The sequence below is a fragment of the Wenjunlia vitaminophila DSM 41686 genome (assembly GCF_000380165.1).
Classification (GTDB): domain Bacteria; phylum Actinomycetota; class Actinomycetes; order Streptomycetales; family Streptomycetaceae; genus Wenjunlia; species Wenjunlia vitaminophila.
The window spans coordinates 103,012-120,397 of the sequence record NZ_KB904635.1 but is presented as its reverse complement, the minus strand read 5'-3'; the positions used below and the strand labels follow the sequence as shown (position 1 = coordinate 120,397).

Genomic DNA, 17,386 nt, shown 5'->3' with positions numbered 1-17,386 from the left:
ATGACTGCGCCTGCCGCTTCCCGCCGTGTCCTGCTCGCCGCGCCCCGTGGCTACTGCGCGGGCGTGGACCGCGCCGTGATCGCCGTGGAGAAGGCCCTCGAGCGCTACGGGCCGCCGATCTACGTCCGCAAGGAGATCGTCCACAACAAGTACGTGGTCAGGACGCTCGAGAAGCAGGGCGCGATCTTCGTTGAGGAGACCGAGGAGGTCCCGGAGGGGTCCATCGTGATCTTCTCCGCGCACGGGGTCGCCCCGGTGGTGCACCAGGAGGCGGCCGAGCGCCGCCTCGCCACCATCGACGCCACCTGCCCCCTGGTGACCAAGGTGCACAAGGAAGCCGTCCGCTTCGCCAACGACGACTACGACATCCTCCTGATCGGCCACGAGGGCCACGAGGAGGTCGTGGGCACGATGGGTGAGGCCCCCGACCGCATCCACCTGGTCGACGGCCCCGACGACGTGGCGAACGTGTCCGTCCGCGACGAGGACAAGGTGGTGTGGCTCTCCCAGACCACCCTGTCGGTGGACGAGACGATGGCCACCGTGGACCGACTGAAGGAACGCTTCCCCGCGCTGCTCTCCCCGCCGAGCGACGACATCTGCTACGCCACCCAGAACCGCCAGACGGCGGTCAAGGAGATCGCGGCCGAGGCCGAGCTGGTCATCGTCGTCGGCTCACGGAACTCCTCCAACTCCCAACGGCTCGTGGACGTCGCCCTGGAGGCGGGCGCCGGGGCGTCCTACCTGGTGGACGGTGCCGACGAGATCGACCCGGCCTGGCTGGACGGCGTCACCACGGTCGGCGTGACCTCGGGGGCCTCGGTGCCCGAGGTGCTCGTCGAGGGCGTCGTGGACTGGCTGGCCGAGCGGGACTACCGCGACGTCGAGGTGATCCGTTCCGCCGAGGAACGGATCCAGTTCTCCCTGCCCAAGGAGCTCCGCCGCGACCTGCGGGCACAGCTCGCCGGGGTCGGCGAGACCGAAGGACAGTAACCCGCCCGGCACCGGCAGGTCGCCGGTACCGGTTGGGAACACCGGGAGACGGGCACCCGGGTGAGGACGCCGGGCGGCGTCGAGCGGGCGTGTGGACACGACGGGAGGAGTGCGGGCCCCGTGGACTTCTTCGGTGTGGACGTGGGCGGCTCCGGGATCAAGGGCGCGCCCGTGGACCTGGTGCACGGCGCCCTGGCACAGGAGCGGCACAAGGTGCTCACCCCGCAGCCCTCCAGACCCGGCCCCGTGGCCGCCGCGGTCAAGCAGGTCGTGGACCACTTCGGCTGGACAGGACCGGTCGGGATCACCTTCCCCGGCGTGGTCACCGACGGGATCATCCGCACGGCGGCCAACGTGGACCGGGAGTGGGTGGACCTGCCGGCGCGCGAGCTGTTCGAACGTACGTTGGAACGCCCGGTGACGGTGGTGAACGACGCCGACGCCGCGGGGATCGCGGAGGTCGCCTTCGGCGCGGCACACGGCCGTCCCGGAGTGGTCCTGGTGCTGACCTTCGGCACCGGCATCGGCAGCGCCCTGTTCGTGGACGGCACCCTGGTCCCCAACACCGAGCTCGGGCACCTCGAGCTCGACGGCGGGGACGCGGAGAAGCGGGCCTCCTCCGCCGCCCGGGAGGTGGAGGACCTGAGCTGGCCGGCCTGGGCCGAACGGGTCGGCGCCTACCTGCGCCACGTGGAGATGCTCTTCAGCCCCGACCTGCTGGTGATCGGCGGCGGGATCAGCCGCAAGTCGGCGAAGTTCCTGCCGCTGATCACGGGGGTGCGCGCCCCCGTCGTCCCCGCGGCACTGCACAACAACGCCGGGATCGTGGGCGCGGCGATGGCCTGCGCCCCGCACTGAGGGACACCGCTCGGCGTCGGCCGACCCCGAGCAGCCCGGACGGACCCCCACCCGCGGCCGGCCGGCCCCGGGTGGGTGCCGAGGATCAGGCCCGGCGTCGGCCGCCCTGCCCGGCCCGCTGTTCCTGTCCGGCCCTGCGGCCCTGGGGGGCGCTCCGCCTCTCCTGCCTGTCCCGCCGGTTCCCGGCGAGGTGCCGCAGCAGCGCCAGCGCCACGGCCACCGCCGTCCCCGCGTACAGCCAGTCCGCGTTCACCGCCAGGTCCGTGGCGACGGTCACCGCCCGTTGGAGGAGACCCTCGTCGTCGGAGGGCGTGGTGACCGCCAGCGCCACGGCATACGCCAAGGGCGCGCACACCGGTGCGGCGACCACGTCAGACCGGCGCACCCACACCGTCGTGACCAGGCACGCCGCCACGAAACCAACCCCGAAGAGGAAACCGTAGTCGTCTCCGGTCTGGGCGTCGGCGACGCCGGCGGCCAGGCTGAGGAGCAGGAGGACGACCCCGGTGCCCGCGGAGGTCAACCGGGCCCGTCCGCCCGTTGACCGGCCGCTCCCGGAACCGCGCGAACCACTCCTCGACCTGCTCGCGGTGTCGCTCGCCGAACCGTTCCCCGCCTCGCCCCCGCCGGACCGCGCGGACCGGCCGCCGCCCGACCGGCCCGCGTCACCCGGGTGGCCGCGGTGACCGCGCCGGGACCCGCCGTGTCCCGACGGGTGGGTCGGCCGGGGGCCGGGCAGCCCCCGCGTCGGATCGTTGCCGTCCTGGTCTGCTGGGGAAGAGGTGGCCGGGTAGACGGTCCTGTGGTCCCGCCGGCCGGGACGTGCGCTTTCTCGTTCCACCGCACCAACCTAGGCGGTAACCGCCGGTTCAGCGACGACTAGACACGCCTTTTTGACCAGGCTTGTATAACGTGTTCACGTCAATGGCAGTGATCAGTCCAGCGTGGGACCTCGGGAGGGCGCCATGGGACACGGCCGGATCAGTCGCAGAACGGTGGTCGGGGCGGGCGCCGGAGCCGTCACCCTGGCCGCCGCTCCCCGGCCCGCCGCCGGGGCCGGCAGGGCCGGCCGCCAGGAGCCGACGCCCGCGGCGGACCAGGACGTCCACGACGAGCTGCTGGGCCGTTGGCGGGAGGTCCTGGTCGGAGGAGCGGTGCCGGCCGACGCCACCGACTACGCCACCGCGGTGGCCGCCCAGGACCGCACGGCCCAGCGCCACCTCGCGTCCCTGCGCACCGACCCCGGCCGCACCACGCCCTGGGACGACCTGCCGCTGGGCAGCGCCTCCGCCAACGTCACCTCCGTCGCCAACCGGTTGCGCACCATCGCCCTGTGCTGCGCCACCCCGGCGTCCACGCTCCACGGCGACCAGGACGCGGCCCGGGCGGTCGCCGCCGGCCTCGGCGTCCTGCACGCCTCGGCGTACCGGGCCGGGCAGGAGTCCTACGGCAACTGGTGGGACTGGGAGATCGGCACGTCGAAGTCGGTCGGCGACAGCGCCGTGCTGCTCGGCGCGGCGCTGCCGGCCGGGACCAGGGACGGGCTGCTCGCCGCGATCGACCACTTCGTCCCCGACCCCAGGCGGATGCTTCGCGACACCCTGGAGTCCACCGGCGCCAACCGGGTGGACCTGTGCCGCGCCGTGGCGGTGCGCGGAGCCCTGGGCCGGGACCCCGAACGCCTCCGCCTGGCCTCGACGTCCCTCACCGGGGTGCTGGACCCGGTGCTCGTCGGCGACGGGTTCCACCCCGACGGCTCGTTCGTCATGCACACCTGCGTGGCCTACCCGGGCACCTACGGCGAGGTGCTGGTCCGCGGCATGGCCGAGCTGATGCGGCTGCTCGCCGGGACCGAGTGGGACGTCGCCGCCCACGAGCGGGAACGCACCGTCGCCGCCGTGCGGGACACCTTCCTGCCGCTGGTGCACGGCGGGCTGATGGCCGACTCGGTCCGCGGCCGGGCCATCGCCAGGACGACGGCCCGGGACGCCGACGACGGCTTCCTGCTCACCGTCGACCTCGTGAGCCTCGCCGGGGCGCTGCCACCAGCACAGGCGGAGACCGCGCTGCGGCTCAGGGCCGTGGCCAGGGACTGGCTGCGCCGCAACACCTGGCGCCCCCTGTCATCCCGCCAACCCGTGCAGATCGCCACCGTGGCCGCGGTACTCGCCGACGACACCCTCCCCGACGCACCCGGGCTGCACGGACACTTCGCCTACCCGGACATGGAGCGGTTCGTCCACCGCCGGCCGGGCTGGAGCTGCTCACTGGCCCTGAACTCGGACCGGATCGCCCGCTACGAGTACATGAACGGGGAGAACGCCAAGGGCTGGCACACCGGCGACGGCATGCTCCAGCTCCACCTGGACACCGACCTGTTCCACTACACCGAGGACTACTGGCCGACCGTGGACGCCAAGCGCCTGCCCGGCACCACGGTGGACACCGCGCCCCTGCCGGTGGGCGCCGGCGGGGACAACGACCACCAGCCGCTCACCGGGACCCGCTGGTCCGGCGGCGTGCGCCTGGACGACGTCGGGTTCGCCTCGGTGGACCTGCGGGGCACCGACTCCCCGCTGAGGGCCCGCAAGTCCTGGCTGTTCCTCGACGACGCGGTGCTGTGCGCCGGCTCCGGCATCAGGTCGGGCCCGGGCCGCGGCGTCGAGACCGTGGTGGAGAACCGCCGCACCGACGCCCGGCTCACCATCGACGGGCAGGCCCCGACCGGCCCGTCCGCCCCGGCCCGCTGGGCACACCTGGCCGGCGTCGGCGGATACGTCTTCCTGAGCCACCCCCCGGAGCTGCACGCCCTGCGCGAGGAGCGCACCGGACGCTGGCGGGACCTGCACGCCACGGGCCCCACCACACCGCTCACCCAGCCCTACACCACCCTGTGGCTGGACCACGGCGCGGACCCGGACGACGCCGCCTACGCCTACCTCCAGCTCCCCGGCGCGTCCTTCGCAGCCACCGCCGCCCGGGCGTCCTACCCCGGCGTCCGAGTCACCGCCCTCACCCCCGAGCTGCACGCCTTCAGCTCCCTGCCCGGACACGGGCCGCGCCTCACCGCGATCACCTTCTTCGCCCCCGGCACCCACGACGGGATCACCGTGGACGCCCCCTGCTCGGTGCTGCTCACCGAGGAGCCGGGCACCGCGCTGCGCGTCGCGGTGGCCGACCCTTCCCGCAGCGCGGCCACCGTCACCGTGGAACTCGACCGGCACCGCTCCGTCTTCCCAGCGGTGACCTCGGCGGACGAGGGGCTGCACGTGCTGGACACCTCGCCCCTGAGGCTGCTCGCCGAACCCGGCGCCCGGCACGGCGCCTCCCTGCGGGCCGAGCTGCGCCCCGGCCGGCCGCCCCGGCGCCAGCACGCCCGCACGCTGGTCGCCGCCGCGGACGCCACCGTGCGCGGTGGGGTCCACGCCGACGACAACGCCGGCACGGGACCACTGCTGACCGTGTGGACCGCCGAGACCGCCGACGACACGCACCGGGCGTACCTCGCGTTCGACCTGTCCACGGTCCGGAGCAGGGTCCACCGGGCCGTGCTGTGGCTGTACGGCAGCATCCCCAACGACCCCGCCACCCGCGCTGACGACCTGCTGGCCACCGGGCTGCGGGCGTACGCGGTCCCTCCCGGCTCGTGGACGGAGTCCGACCTCACCTGGCGCACCGCGCCCCCGCCGGGCGCCGCGCTGGGCACCGGGCAGGCCACCGTCTACCCGGACTGGATCGCCCTGGAGGTGACCGGGGCCGTCACCGCCCGGCCCGGGGACCGCCTGGACCTGGCCCTGGCCCAGCAGGACCCGGGCCACCGGGTGCTCCTGCACGGCCGGGAGAACCCCGTTCACCCCCCGCTGCTGGAACTGATCACCGACTGACCCGCTCCCGCCAAGCCGTAGACTCGCAAGGTCGTCCCCAGCACCGTGAGGTTACGTCTCCCATGTCGCTCAGCATCGGAATCGTCGGCCTGCCCAACGTCGGCAAGTCGACCCTGTTCAACGCCCTGACCAAGAACGAGGTGCTCGCGGCGAACTACCCGTTCGCCACCATCGAGCCCAACGTCGGGGTCGTGGGCGTGCCCGATCCGCGGCTGGACACCCTGGCCGAGATCTTCGGCTCCCAGCGCAAGATCCCGGCGACGGTGGACTTCGTGGACATCGCGGGCATCGTCCGGGGAGCGTCAGAGGGCCAGGGCCTGGGCAACAAGTTCCTGGCGAACATCCGCGAGTCCGACGCCATCTGCCAGGTCATCCGCGTCTTCACGGACCCCGACGTGGTCCATGTGGACGGCAAGGTCTCCCCGGGCGACGACATCGAGACGATCAACACCGAGCTGATCCTGGCCGACCTCCAGACCATCGACAGGGCCCTGCCCCGGCTCCAGAAGGAAGCCCGGCTCCAGAAGGAGAAGCAGGCGACCGTCGCCGCGGTGGAGGAGGCCAAGCAGGCGCTCGACCAGGGCACCACCCTCTTCGCCGCGGGCCTCACCGCCACCTCCGAGCGCGGTGCCCCGCTCCGGGAACTGCACCTGCTCACCGCGAAGCCGTTCCTGTACGTCTTCAACGTGGACGAGGACGAACTGCTCAACGAGGACCTGCGGAACGAACTGCGGGCACTGGTCGCCCCCGCTGAGGCGATCTTCCTCGACGCCAAGATCGAGTCGGAGCTGATCGAGCTGGACGACGCCGAGGCGCTGGAACTCCTCCAGTCCATGGGGCAGGACGAACCCGGCCTGGTCACCCTCAGCCGCGTCGGCTTCCAGACCCTGGGCCTGCAGACCTACCTCACCGCCGGCCCCAAGGAGGCCCGCGCCTGGACCATCAAGAGGGGCGCCACCGCCCCGGAGGCGGCCGGCGTCATCCACACCGACTTCCAGAAGGGCTTCATCAAGGCCGAGGTCATCTCCTTCGACGACCTCGTGGCCGCCGGCTCCGTCACCGAGGCCCGCGCCCAGGGCAAGGCCCGGATGGAGGGCAAGGACTACGTGATGCAGGACGGGGACGTGGTGGAGTTCCGCTTCAACGTGTGAAGTGCCACCACGTCGCTCAGGGCGGCGGACACGCACGTCAAAGGGGCCGGACGCTGACGAGTCCGGTCCCTTCGCCCATCCCGTGCCGGTTCTGTCGTTTCGGTGCCGACTTGGTCTGACCCTGGGCGTGGCTCGCGGGGAAGACCCATGTCGTCGCGGATGGTGAGCGATTGGATGTGCATTGTTACTTTCATTCGACGCTTGATATCCTGCGCCCAATGAAAGTGTCTCCGAGTCTGCTCCCCATCCTCCGATCCCGCATGCAAGGCGAACTCCTCGCGCTTGTACTCCTGCACCCGGAACGTGAGTACGGCATCACCGAGCTGGCCAATGACATCGGAGTGACGCCGACGACTGTCCTGCGTGAGGTTGACCGGTTGACCCGCGGCGGCATCCTGGCCGATCGCAGAGTGGGGCGCAGCCGCCTCGTCAAGGCGCGTACCGATACCCCGCTGTACCGTCCCCTGAGCGACCTCATGTCCGTCTCCTTTGGCCCCGTGCCCGTGCTCGCCGAGGCGTTGGCGAAACTCGAGGGGGTGCGGCGGGCCTATGTCTACGGCTCTTGGGCCGCCCGGTACAGCGGCGAGCCGGGGCCGCCGCCCGCTGATGTCGACGTCCTCGTTGTGGGTGATCCCGATGCCGACGCTCTTTTTGACCTTGCCGAGGTTGCGTCCCGCCGGCTCCGCCGCGAGGTCAACGTCCATAGGATCTCCGTCGAGGCGTGGGAGGCCCGGACGGACGATCCGTTCCTTACCAGCGTTCGCGAACGTCCACTGGTCGAGTTGCACCTTGGCCTGGGGACGATGTGATGCGCTGGAACCAAGGGCGGCCGACGGTCGACTCGCTTATCGGTAGCGGTGAGCTTGAGCGCGTACCCGCTTCCCAACAGGTCGCTGAAGCGGAACTGGTCCGGGCCCGTACGCATGTGGGCTCCGCACGGCAACTGTTGGCCACGGACCCTGAGGGTGCGTACACGCTCGCCTATGACGCCGCCCGCAGAGCGTTGGCCGCGGTGCTGCAGAACCAGGGGCTGCGCGCCACCAGCCGTGGTGGCCACACCGTCATCTACGAGGCCGTGCGAGCGCAGCTCGACCCACCGCTGGGGTCCATACTGCGCCCTTTCAACCGCATGCGAGTGCGGCGAAACGAGATTGAGTACCGGTCTTCGGAGGCTCCGGCCGTGACGCCGGAGGAGGTCGGGGCTGACTTGACGAAGGTTGAGGCGCTCATCGCGCTCGCAGAGAAGGCGATCCCCAACATGCCGCGCTATTGAGGCCGCTCCCGAGGGCTGCCGTGGACACATGGGCACGACACCCGGGCGGTCAGGTCGAGCTCGGCGAAGCTAGCGCCCAGGTCCCGACAGTAGGGAAAGCTGGCGATCAGCGCACCGGTGTCGTACGGGTGGGGTGTTCACGCGGCGGATGTCCCCGTGCTGCTGAGGTACTCGGCGTCGGCCATGTCGGCACGGGCGGCGGCGCGCTCCTCCGGGTGAAGGTTCCGGCCTCGCCCTGCTACTCCCGGATCACGGCCCGACCGGCCTGAAGCCGCAGCTCCAGCTCGGCCGCTCCGGCGACGAGTCGGGAGAGCGGTTCCTCTCCCCGGGAGCGGTGGCCGGGGGCGCCGGCCCGGACCGCGGGGCGGGGGCTCAGGACGGCTGGCGACCGGTGAGCTGGAGGACGCGGTGGAAGGGATCGGCGGCCGGCCCCGGGTCGGAGGACGACGCGAACGCGCCGGCCGAAGCGAACATGGGTGCGAGTGGTATCAGCCAGCCGAGAGCCGCCTCGCTGAGCTCCGGGTCGGGGCTGAACGTCGTGCCGGTGGCCACGGCCAGGTCCCAGGCGTGGACGGTGACGTCACCGAGGCGGACCAGTACCAGGGTGGAGCCCGGCAGCTCGCCGAGCTGCCTGTGGGTCACCGTGCGCTCCAGGGCGCCCGGCCGGGCCGTCGACTCCTCGACCGCAGCGGTCCAGCGGCGGTAGGCGGCGTCGAGGGCCTCGCCCGGCTCGACGGCCGGTCCGGTGGTGGCCGTCGGGTCGAACGCGGCGACCAGGGCGGCGTGGCCGCGGACGACGTGCTCCACCACGTCGCGCACCGACCACTGCTCGCAGGGCGTGGGGCGGTCCCAGTCCGCCTCGGTCAACCGGTCAAGGGCGGCGCTGAAGTAGCCGTTGGCGAGCTGAAGTGCCTGGAGGTGGTCCATTCGGCTCCTGACGGTCACGCGGCCGGAGTACCGCGGCACGGTGGGTTCACCGCGGATCGTATCCCTGTGCGGATGGCCTGGTGGGGCGAGGAGTCGGGGCCGACGGGGGAGCCGGTGGCACGGGCTCGACGCCGAAGCCAAAGCACGGGCGAGCACGCGGTGCGCCGGCGCCCGGTGCCCGCGTCGATATGCGGGAAACGCGCCGGCCCTGCTCCGGGGGGCGGGTATTCGTGTCGGCTTGTCCGACGATAGGTTCAATGGTTGTCCACAATTGGAGAAAGTGTGGTGGGCGGGTCCACTCCGCTTGACCAGGCGTTTCCGCGGGTGATTTTTCGGCCGTTCCGCCGCTCTTCAATTGCGTGGGGTTTCCCGGAATTTCGGGGTGTCCTCGGTTCCACGGGGTGGTTGCCCGCCGTGTCGGTGGGGCGTTCGCCGTCCCTCGTCCCGGTGGGCTGTGGGGGCACCCGGGCCCCCGGTGGGCCGATGGCCCGGGCGGGGCTGGCGCGTTGCCGCTCGGGCCCGGCGGGCTCTTGCGGCGTCGCGCCTTGGGGGCGGCTGTGAGCTGGGAGTTCGCCGCGTATCCCGGGAACGGGCAGGCGGATGGCGTCGGCCGGGAGAGGCCGCGGAAGGGGGTGGTCGTCGCCCCCGGTGCTGGTTCGAGTGGAGATCACTCGATGTGATGGGGACGGCCGAAAGCCGCTCTTGATTGCGGAACGAATCTGAGATCATACTCTCCGTAATCGCCCAGGGCTGGACCTCGCCGGGTTCGGTCTGGTGGCCAAGCGAAAAGCGCCGGTCAATTGTTGGAGGGGCCACGTGCCATTCGGCGAGCAGCCCGCGTACCTTCGGGTCGCGGCGGATCTGCGCAAGAAGATCCTTGACGGACATCTCGTTCCGGGGGCCCGACTTCCCTCGCAGAAGCAGATTCGTGAGGACTACGACGTCTCCGACACCGTGGCTCTCGAGGCCCGCAAAGTCCTCATTGTCGAAGGGTACGTTGAGGGCCGTTCGGGTTCGGGGACCTATGTGCGGGAGCGGGCGCGCCCGCGTCGGCTGGCGCGTTCCGGGTACCGGCCCTCCGGGCGCTCGTCGCTCTTCCGGCAGGAACAGGCGGATGAGAAGAGCTCGGGCGGATGGGAGGCCAAGAGCGCGGTCGAGGAGGCGTCCGAGGACGTCGCGCGGCGGTTGCGCATCCCTCTCGGGGACCGGGTGATGCGCACCCGCTACCTGTTCCACAGCGAGAACGAGCCACTGATGGTCTCCACCTCCTGGGAGCCGCTCACCATCACCGGGCGCACGCCGGTGATGTTGCCGGAGGAGGGCCCCCTCGGTGGTCGGGGGGTGGTCGAACGGATGGCGGCGCTGGACATCGTCGTGGACAACGTTCAGGAAGAGGTGATCGCTCGTCCCTGTCTGGCAGAGGAGGCAGCGGCCCTCGGGGGGGTGCCCGGCCATGTGGTCCTGCTGGTCAACCGCACCTTCTTCGCCTCCGACCGCCCGGTGGAAACGGCCGACCTGGTGGTGCCGGCGGATCGGTACCGACTGGCCTACCACCTCCCGGTGCGCTGAGGCGCCCGGCGGCCCTCCCGGCGGCCCGCCGCCGGTGTCAGCCGGCAGGGCGCGCGGGCGAGGGTGTACGGGTGAGGGGTGTACGGGTGAGGGTGCCCGTGCGGGAGCGGTGCCCGAGCGTGTCAGGGTCCCAGGGGCGGGCGTGCGTGGGAGCCACCCTCCTGGCCCCCACACACGCCCTTTTCCCCGGCGCCACCCGGTGGTCCCGTCAACGAGAGCGCGCCTCGTGACCCGGTGCGCCCGTGGCGTCGGCCGGACGTCTCCGACCGACCCAGGAAGTCCACGGTGGGTCGAGCCCACCATGCGTTCCGCGCCCTGAAGTCCGCTCGAGGACCGGCGGAGGCATGGCCAGAGCTCCGGTTCCACCCCCGGCCCGGGTCCGGGGGTGCCTGGCTGACCGGCAACGACGTCTGGGTGCGGCGCCGTTCGGGGGACGTGAGCCGGTGCCCGCGTGACGGGACTCGCGGCACCGATATGCCCGTGGAATATGGGGTAAGAGTGATCAGTCTTATTTGTGGCTGATCGTGGTCTGGGGGATGTGGTGGCCGATGCCGTCGGCGGACCCGGCGCGACCGGCGCGTCACCCGGGCCTGCCCGCCGCGACGAGTTGACGCCGGTCCACGGTGAGGCCTGGGCCGAGGCGACTCCGAGCACCCTGCTGGACGCCCTGCGACTGGCGTTCGTGGTGCTGGACACCGCCGGCAGGATCGTGATGTGGAGCGACCCCGCCGAAGAGATGCTGGGCTGGACGGGCGAGCACATCGTCGGTCGGCGGATCGGCTCCATCCGGGGTCAGGAGGTGTCATCGGGGGCGGTGGCCGACACCGCGTCCGAACGGGCCAGGGACACGCGGTCCTCGTCCCGCCCGCAGGACGGGACGGGCCAGGGAGGCCAACCGCCCGAGCCCCGCCGGCCGCCACCGCCGGCCGTCACGTCCTGGACCGACCAAAGGATCACGGACCATGTGCTCAGGCGCGGCTGGTGGAAGGGCATCCTGCCGCTGCGCCACCGCGACGGCCACCTGGTCCAGGTCGAGGTCCGGGCCAATCTGCTGACGGACGGGGACGGCAGGCCGTTCGTGCTCGCCTCGCTCGTGGAGACCCGGCGGGTGCGCGCCCTCGAACAGGACCTCGCCGTGCTGGACTCGCTGTTCCAGTCCTCCCCCCTGGGCATCGCCGTCTTCACCCGGGACCTGCGGCACGTGCGCGCCAACGAGGCGCTGGCCCGGATGAACAACCGTTCCGTCCAGGACCTCGTCGGCCGCACCATCGCCGAGGCCCTCGCCCCCTCCCAGGAGATCCCCCCGGACATCGAGGCGCTGATGGACCTGCAGCGACAGGTCCTGGACACGGGCACCCCGGTGGTCGACCTCACCCTGCGGGCGCCGATGGGCACCGGCTACCACTCGTTCTCCTGCAACCGGCTCCAGGACCGGGCCGGCCGGGTGCTCGGCATCAGCGCCACCGTCATCGACGTCACCGAACGGCAACTCGCCGCGACCCGGGTCGAGCACGCCAGGCAGCGCCTGGACCTGCTGAACAACATCGGCCGCTGCCTCGGTGAGCTGCTCGACGTGGAGCGGATCGGCCAGGAGCTGGCCCAGGCGGTGGTCCCCGAGTTCGGCCAGTTCTCCCTCGTCATGCTGCTGTCCGAGATCACCACGAGCGACGAGCTGCCCCGTCCCCCGTACCCCGGACGGGCCCGGCTGGTGTACTGCGGCCACGCGGCGGCCGAGATCGCGCCCGAGGTGGAACGGATGCTGCGGGTGGACCAACCGGTGGAGCTGGTCGAGGACTCGCCCTACGCGAAGGTGCTGCGCTCCGGGGTGTCCCAGTTGATCGACACCCCGCAGGACCTGCTGGTGACCGACCCGGCGAACCGGTGGCGCGCCGAGACCGCCCTGGCGGCAGGCGTGCACTCGGTGCTGGTGCTGCCGCTGCGCGCCCACGGCGCGGTGCTGGGGCTGCTCGTGGTCGGCCGGGCGGGTGAGCACGGCCCGTTCGACCGGGACGACCTGATGCTGGGCACGGAGATCGCCGACCGGGCCGGGGGCTTCCTGGACAACGCCCGGCTCTACGCCAGGGAGCGCGAGGGGGCCGTGATGCTCCAGCGCAGCCTGCTGCCGCAGCACGTGCCCGCCCCGCCCGGGGTGCGGGTGGCCTACCGTTACGTCCCGGCAAGCACCGGCACCGAGGTGGGCGGTGACTGGTTCGACGTCATCCCGCTCACCGGGGGGCGGGTGGCGCTCGTGGTCGGCGACGTGACCGGGCACGGGCTCCAGGCCGCCGCCACCATGGGCCGGCTGCGCACGGCCGTGCGCACGCTGTCCCAGCTCGAACTGCCCCCCGGCACCCTGCTGCGGCACATCAACGAGCTCACCGACGACTTCGGGCGGGGGCCGGAGGACTCGCTCCTGGCCACCTGCGTCTACGCGGTCTACGACCCGCTCGGGGGGAAGCTCTGCATGGCCACGGCCGGGCACCTGCCACCGCTGTTGCTGGTCCCGGGCGACCCGGGGAGCGGCGGGGGCTGCCAGGTCCGCAGGCTCGACCTGCCCAGCGGCGCCCCGCTCGGGGTGGTCGGGGTGGACGGGGAGGCCACCGCGGAGTTCGACTGCTTCGAGTTCGAGGTCCCCGAGGGGGCGGTGCTGGTCCTCTACACCGACGGCCTGGTCGAGACGCGCGACGAGGACATCACCGCGGGGATCGAACGGCTCGCCGGGCTCCTCCGACAGTGCCACGACGACCTCGAGCAGGCCTGCGACACGATCCTCGCCGCGCACAAGCCCGGGCCCGGGCCGGACGACATCGCGCTGCTGATGGCGAGTCTGCAGCCGTTGCCCGCGGACTCCACCGCCTCGTGGGTCTTCGCCGCGGAGCCCGGGTCGGCGAGGGCGGCGCGCGGGGAGGTGCGGGAGACGCTGAGGAGGTGGCAGCTCACCGGCCTCGAGGAGTCAGCCGTGCTGCTCGTCAGCGAGCTCGTCACCAACAGCCTTCGCCACGCGGGCGGTCCGATTGGCGTACGGTTGGTCCGCGGCCCCGCCCTGCTGGTGGAGGTCTCTGACCCGCTGCCCGACCCGCCCCGGGAGCGTCATGTCGATGACACCTCCGAGAGTGGCCGCGGCCTCCACCTGGTGGCCCGCACCGCCCGTCGCTGGGGCACCCGGTACAGCGCCGAAGGAAAGGTCGTGTGGTTCGAACTTCCCTTGCCGGGTAACTGATTTCGCAGCAATCGCAGTGGTTCGTCCGTTGGGGCGTGCGGAGAAATGATGCTGTGATCGTCAACATCGTGTGCCGTGCGTAGGAAATGCTGAATACTCGGATGCGGCCGGTCCGGGTGGTGAGGCTGGAGGGGTCGGGTACGTGAGCGACAAGCGGGCGAGGGCGGAATCCCGCAACCCAGGTGCGGACCGTCGGGGTGGCCCCCCCGGCGGCTCACAGGTGCGACATGCCGCTGCCGACCGAGACGAGTACGACGTCCGCCCCCGCGCCCAGGAGGAGGTCGTCTCCCCTCCGGTCTGGTCCGCGAGTCCGTCCGGAACCCTCTACGACTACCTGCGCTTCGCCTCGTTCTCCCTGGGGCCCGACGGTCGCATCGAACAGTGGAGCGATCGGGCCGCCGCGCTGCTCGGCACCTCGGCGCGGGACGCGATCGGCAAGGACCCGATCACCGCGTTCGTCCCCCGGGACCTGTGGCAGCAGGGCAGGGAACGACTCGAGGAGATCCTCGACGGCCGGGAGTGGATCGGCCTGGTCCCCTACCGGGACACGGCCGGGCAGGAGGGGCTGGCCGAGGTCTACGTGATGCCGTCCGACCTCGGCGGTGGGCGTCGCGGGGCCGTCTGCGCCGCTGTCGACCTGCGGATGCTCCGTGGCATCGAAACCGACCTCGCGGCCTCCCAGGCGGTGTTCGGCGAGTCCCCGATGGGGTTCTTCCTGTTCGACTCCGGGCTGCGGATGCTGCGGGTCAACGAGCGCTTCGCCGCCACGTTCGGCCGCACGGTCGGGGAGCTGCGCGGGACCACCGTGCACGACCTGCTGCCGAGAGTGGAGGCCGACCGGCTGTCCGCCTCGCTGCGCCAGGTGCTCGACTCCGGTGAGCCGGTGCTGGACATGCACGTCATCGGCACCGTGCCGACCGCGCCGGGACGGCGCCGCTGGGCGGTGTCGCTGTACCGGTTGCACAGCGGCAGCGGGCGGCCCATCGGCGTCGCCGGCCTCGCCGTGGACATCACCGGACGGCAGCGCGCCGAACGGGAGGCGGCCAACGCCCGCCGCAACCTGGCCCTGCTCAACGACGCCGGCGCGCGCATCGGCAACAGCCTGGACCTGGAGACCACCGCCAGGGAACTGCTCGACGTCACCGTCCCGCACTTCTGCGACCTGGCCTCGGTCGACCTCTACCAGGTGCTGCTCAGCGGCGACGACCTGCTGGAGACGGTGGGCGGCCACAGCACCGCGGACGGCAGCGGGGTGCTGCGCCGGGTGGCGTTCGCCAGCGCCGTGTCCGACGGACCGGTGCCGCTCGGCGACGCCGGCGGAGTGGACGGCACGGGACCGGTGGAGGTCGGCGGCACCCACCGCTACCCGTTCGCGTCCCCCTGCGCCCAGGCGCTGCGGACCGCGCAGACCCAGGCGCTCGGCGGAGACGCGGGAGGGCCCGAGCTGGGGAACATGGTGCACTCCACCCTGGTGGTGCCGATGGTGGCCCGGGACACCGTGCTCGGACTCGTGCAGTTCTCCCGGGCCAAGGGCAGCGAGCCGTTCGGCGAGCGGGACACCGCGCTGGCCGAGGAGCTGGCGGCCAGGGCGGCGGTCTGCATCGACAACGCCCGCCTCTACCGCAGGGAACACGAACGGGCCCTGATCCTCCAGCGCAGCCTGCTGCCGCCGGGGAACCCCGAGGCCGCCGGCCTGGACATCGCCTGCCGCTACCTGCCCGGCACCACCGAGGCCGAGGTCGGCGGCGACTGGTTCGACGTCATCGACCTGCCAGGACACCGCACCGCGCTGGTCGTCGGCGACGTGATGGGCCGCGGGTTGCGCGCCGCGGTGGCGATGGGCGAGCTGCGCACGGCGGTGCGCACCCTGGCGCTGCTCGACCTGGAGCCCGCCGAGGTGCTCTCCGCGCTGGACGAGACCGTCCGGGGCCTGGGCGAGCCCACCGGAGGCCGGAGCCGGCGCACCAAGGCCAAGGAGCGCAACGACACCGACCTGACCGAGGTGTACCTGGCGACCTGCGTGTACGCGGTTTACGACGCGGTCACCCGGCGCTGCACCTTCGCCAACGCCGGCCACCTCCCGCCGCTGCTGGTGCAGCCGGGACAGCGCCCGGTGATGCTCGACGTGCCCAGCGGGATGCCGTTGGGGGTGGGCGAGGACCCGTTCGAGGAGATGGAGGTCGAGCTGCCCGACGGCGCTCTCCTCGGTCTCTACACCGACGGCCTCGTGGAGACCAGGCACCAGCCGTTGGACGACGGGCTCACGGCCCTGCGCCACGCGCTCGGCGACCCCACCCGCCCGCTGGAGGACGTCTGCGACCACATCCTGACCACCATGGACACCCATCACGGCGAAGACGACATCGCGCTGCTGATGGCCAGGATTCGGGCGCTGCCCGACGACGCGGTCGGCGACTGGACGCTGCCGCCCGACCCCACGTCGGTGTCCCGCGCCCGGGAGCTGGCGTGCGCCCGACTGGGGCAGTGGGACCTCGACCCCCTGGTGGACACCACGGAGTTGCTGGTCAGCGAGTTGGTGACGAACGCGCTGCGCCACGGTGAGGGCGACATCAGGCTGCGTCTGCTGCGGGACCGCACCCTGGTCTGCGAGGTGTGGGACTCCGGCCTGGTCCAGCCCAGGCGGCGCCGGGCCAGGGACACCGACGAGGGGGGCCGTGGCCTGCAACTGGTGAGCCTGCTGGCCGACAGTTGGGGCAGCCGCAGGACCCCGCACGGCAAGACGGTCTGGTTCGAGTTGTCCCTGCCCAACGGGGACAGCACGGTTCAGGACCCGGTGGACGCCCTGCTCAGCATGTTCTGACGCTCCTCATGCTGGGTCCCCGGCGCGGGGGAGGCGGGGCGGGGGAGGCGGGGCGGCGGGGGCGGGCCGCGAGGTAGTCCTTCGCCTCCTGGGAGGCCCTGGCGTACGAGCCGGAGTCGAAGGGCGGCTGCGGGTCGTACTCGATGGCGAGCTGGAACGCCTCGGCGGCGACCCGTCCGGCGATGAGTTCGGCGAGCCGCAGGGCCATGTCGATGCCCGAGGAGACCCCGGCGGCGGTGATGACGCCTCCGGGTTGTTCCACGACGCGCCGCCCCGTGTACCTGGCGCCGTACGACTCCAGCGTGTCCACGGCTCCCCAGTGGGTGGTGGCCTCGAGGCCGTCGAGCAGCCCCGCGGCGCCGAGCAGCAGTGACCCGGTGCAGACCGAGGTGGTCCACCGGGTGGTGGAGTGGACGCGGCGTATCCAGTCCGGCAAGGGCCCGTCGGTGAGCTCCCGGCGCGCACCGGGGCCGCCGGGCACCAGCAGCACGTCGGCGTCCGCGACCTCGTGCAGGGCGGCCGTCGCGACGAGGGAGAGCGTTCCGTCGCCGTCGGGGCACGGGCCGGTGGTCGTGGCGGCGAAGACGACGTCGGACTCCGGCAGCATCCGGAGGACCTCGTAGGGGCCGACGGCGTCGAGCGCGGTGAATCCGTCGAAGAGGGGGATGACGATGCGCACGGGTGGGCCTT

At 72.3% G+C, this 17,386-nt stretch carries 12 protein-coding genes; 9 read left to right on the top strand and 3 right to left on the bottom strand.

Annotation, left to right across the window (positions count from 1 at the left end; all coding sequences use genetic code 11):
• The gene (locus A3IG_RS0101835) at positions 1–993 is read left to right on the top strand and encodes a 4-hydroxy-3-methylbut-2-enyl diphosphate reductase (protein ID WP_078499916.1); all 993 of its coding nucleotides are present in this window, start codon (positions 1–3) and stop codon (positions 991–993) included.
• A gap of 120 nt (positions 994–1,113) precedes the next feature.
• On the top strand, positions 1,114–1,851 hold the full coding sequence (gene ppgK / locus A3IG_RS0101830) for a polyphosphate--glucose phosphotransferase (RefSeq protein ID WP_018381839.1): 738 nt from the start codon (positions 1,114–1,116) through the stop codon (positions 1,849–1,851).
• An 85-nt stretch (positions 1,852–1,936) separates the two neighbouring features.
• Here ppgK and A3IG_RS28235 read toward each other — a convergent pair whose 3' ends face one another.
• Positions 1,937–2,374, bottom strand: a complete 438-nt coding sequence (locus A3IG_RS28235; RefSeq protein ID WP_018381838.1) for a DUF6542 domain-containing protein — start codon at positions 2,372–2,374, stop codon at positions 1,937–1,939.
• A gap of 442 nt (positions 2,375–2,816) precedes the next feature.
• Between A3IG_RS28235 and A3IG_RS34035 the strand changes: the two genes are divergently transcribed.
• The 4 genes from A3IG_RS34035 (at position 2,817) to A3IG_RS0101805 (ending at position 8,159) form a co-directional block, all read left to right on the top strand.
• Entirely contained in the window at positions 2,817–5,735 is a 2,919-nt protein-coding gene (locus A3IG_RS34035; RefSeq protein WP_018381836.1) for a polysaccharide lyase family 8 super-sandwich domain-containing protein, read from the top strand.
• A 62-nt stretch (positions 5,736–5,797) separates the two neighbouring features.
• Positions 5,798–6,886, top strand: a complete 1,089-nt coding sequence (gene ychF / locus A3IG_RS0101815; protein ID WP_018381835.1) for a redox-regulated ATPase YchF — start codon at positions 5,798–5,800, stop codon at positions 6,884–6,886.
• Positions 6,887–7,146: 260 nt separating this feature from the next.
• Entirely contained in the window at positions 7,147–7,695 is a 549-nt protein-coding gene (locus A3IG_RS0101810; protein WP_201787541.1) for an ArsR family transcriptional regulator, read from the top strand.
• Complete coding sequence (locus A3IG_RS0101805; RefSeq protein WP_018381833.1) at positions 7,695–8,159, top strand: hypothetical protein; 465 nt, start codon at positions 7,695–7,697, stop codon at positions 8,157–8,159. The genes A3IG_RS0101810 and A3IG_RS0101805 overlap by 1 nt, the downstream gene beginning before the upstream one ends.
• Before the next feature lie 372 nt (positions 8,160–8,531).
• Here the strand turns inward: A3IG_RS0101805 and A3IG_RS0101800 are convergent, their stop codons facing one another.
• Positions 8,532–9,086: a TIGR03086 family metal-binding protein gene (locus A3IG_RS0101800; protein WP_018381832.1), complete on the bottom strand. Its 555-nt coding sequence runs from the start codon at positions 9,084–9,086 to the stop codon at positions 8,532–8,534.
• A gap of 816 nt (positions 9,087–9,902) precedes the next feature.
• Between A3IG_RS0101800 and A3IG_RS0101795 the strand changes: the two genes are divergently transcribed.
• From A3IG_RS0101795 to A3IG_RS0101785, 3 genes are all read left to right on the top strand, one after another.
• Positions 9,903–10,655, top strand: a complete 753-nt coding sequence (locus A3IG_RS0101795; RefSeq protein ID WP_026219796.1) for a GntR family transcriptional regulator — start codon at positions 9,903–9,905, stop codon at positions 10,653–10,655.
• A gap of 514 nt (positions 10,656–11,169) precedes the next feature.
• A complete protein-coding gene (locus A3IG_RS28220; protein WP_078499914.1) occupies positions 11,170–13,875 on the top strand; it encodes a SpoIIE family protein phosphatase in 2,706 nt (901 codons plus the stop codon).
• A 220-nt stretch (positions 13,876–14,095) separates the two neighbouring features.
• On the top strand, positions 14,096–16,696 hold the full coding sequence (locus A3IG_RS0101785) for a SpoIIE family protein phosphatase (protein ID WP_018381829.1): 2,601 nt from the start codon (positions 14,096–14,098) through the stop codon (positions 16,694–16,696).
• On the opposite strand, the gene A3IG_RS0101780 is transcribed toward A3IG_RS0101785, so the two are convergent.
• Positions 16,683–17,375, bottom strand: coding sequence for a DJ-1/PfpI family protein (locus tag A3IG_RS0101780; RefSeq protein ID WP_018381828.1), 693 nt, complete (start codon positions 17,373–17,375; stop codon positions 16,683–16,685). The two genes, A3IG_RS0101785 and A3IG_RS0101780, sit on opposite strands and share 14 nt — an antisense overlap.
• Positions 17,376–17,386 lie beyond the last annotated feature (11 nt).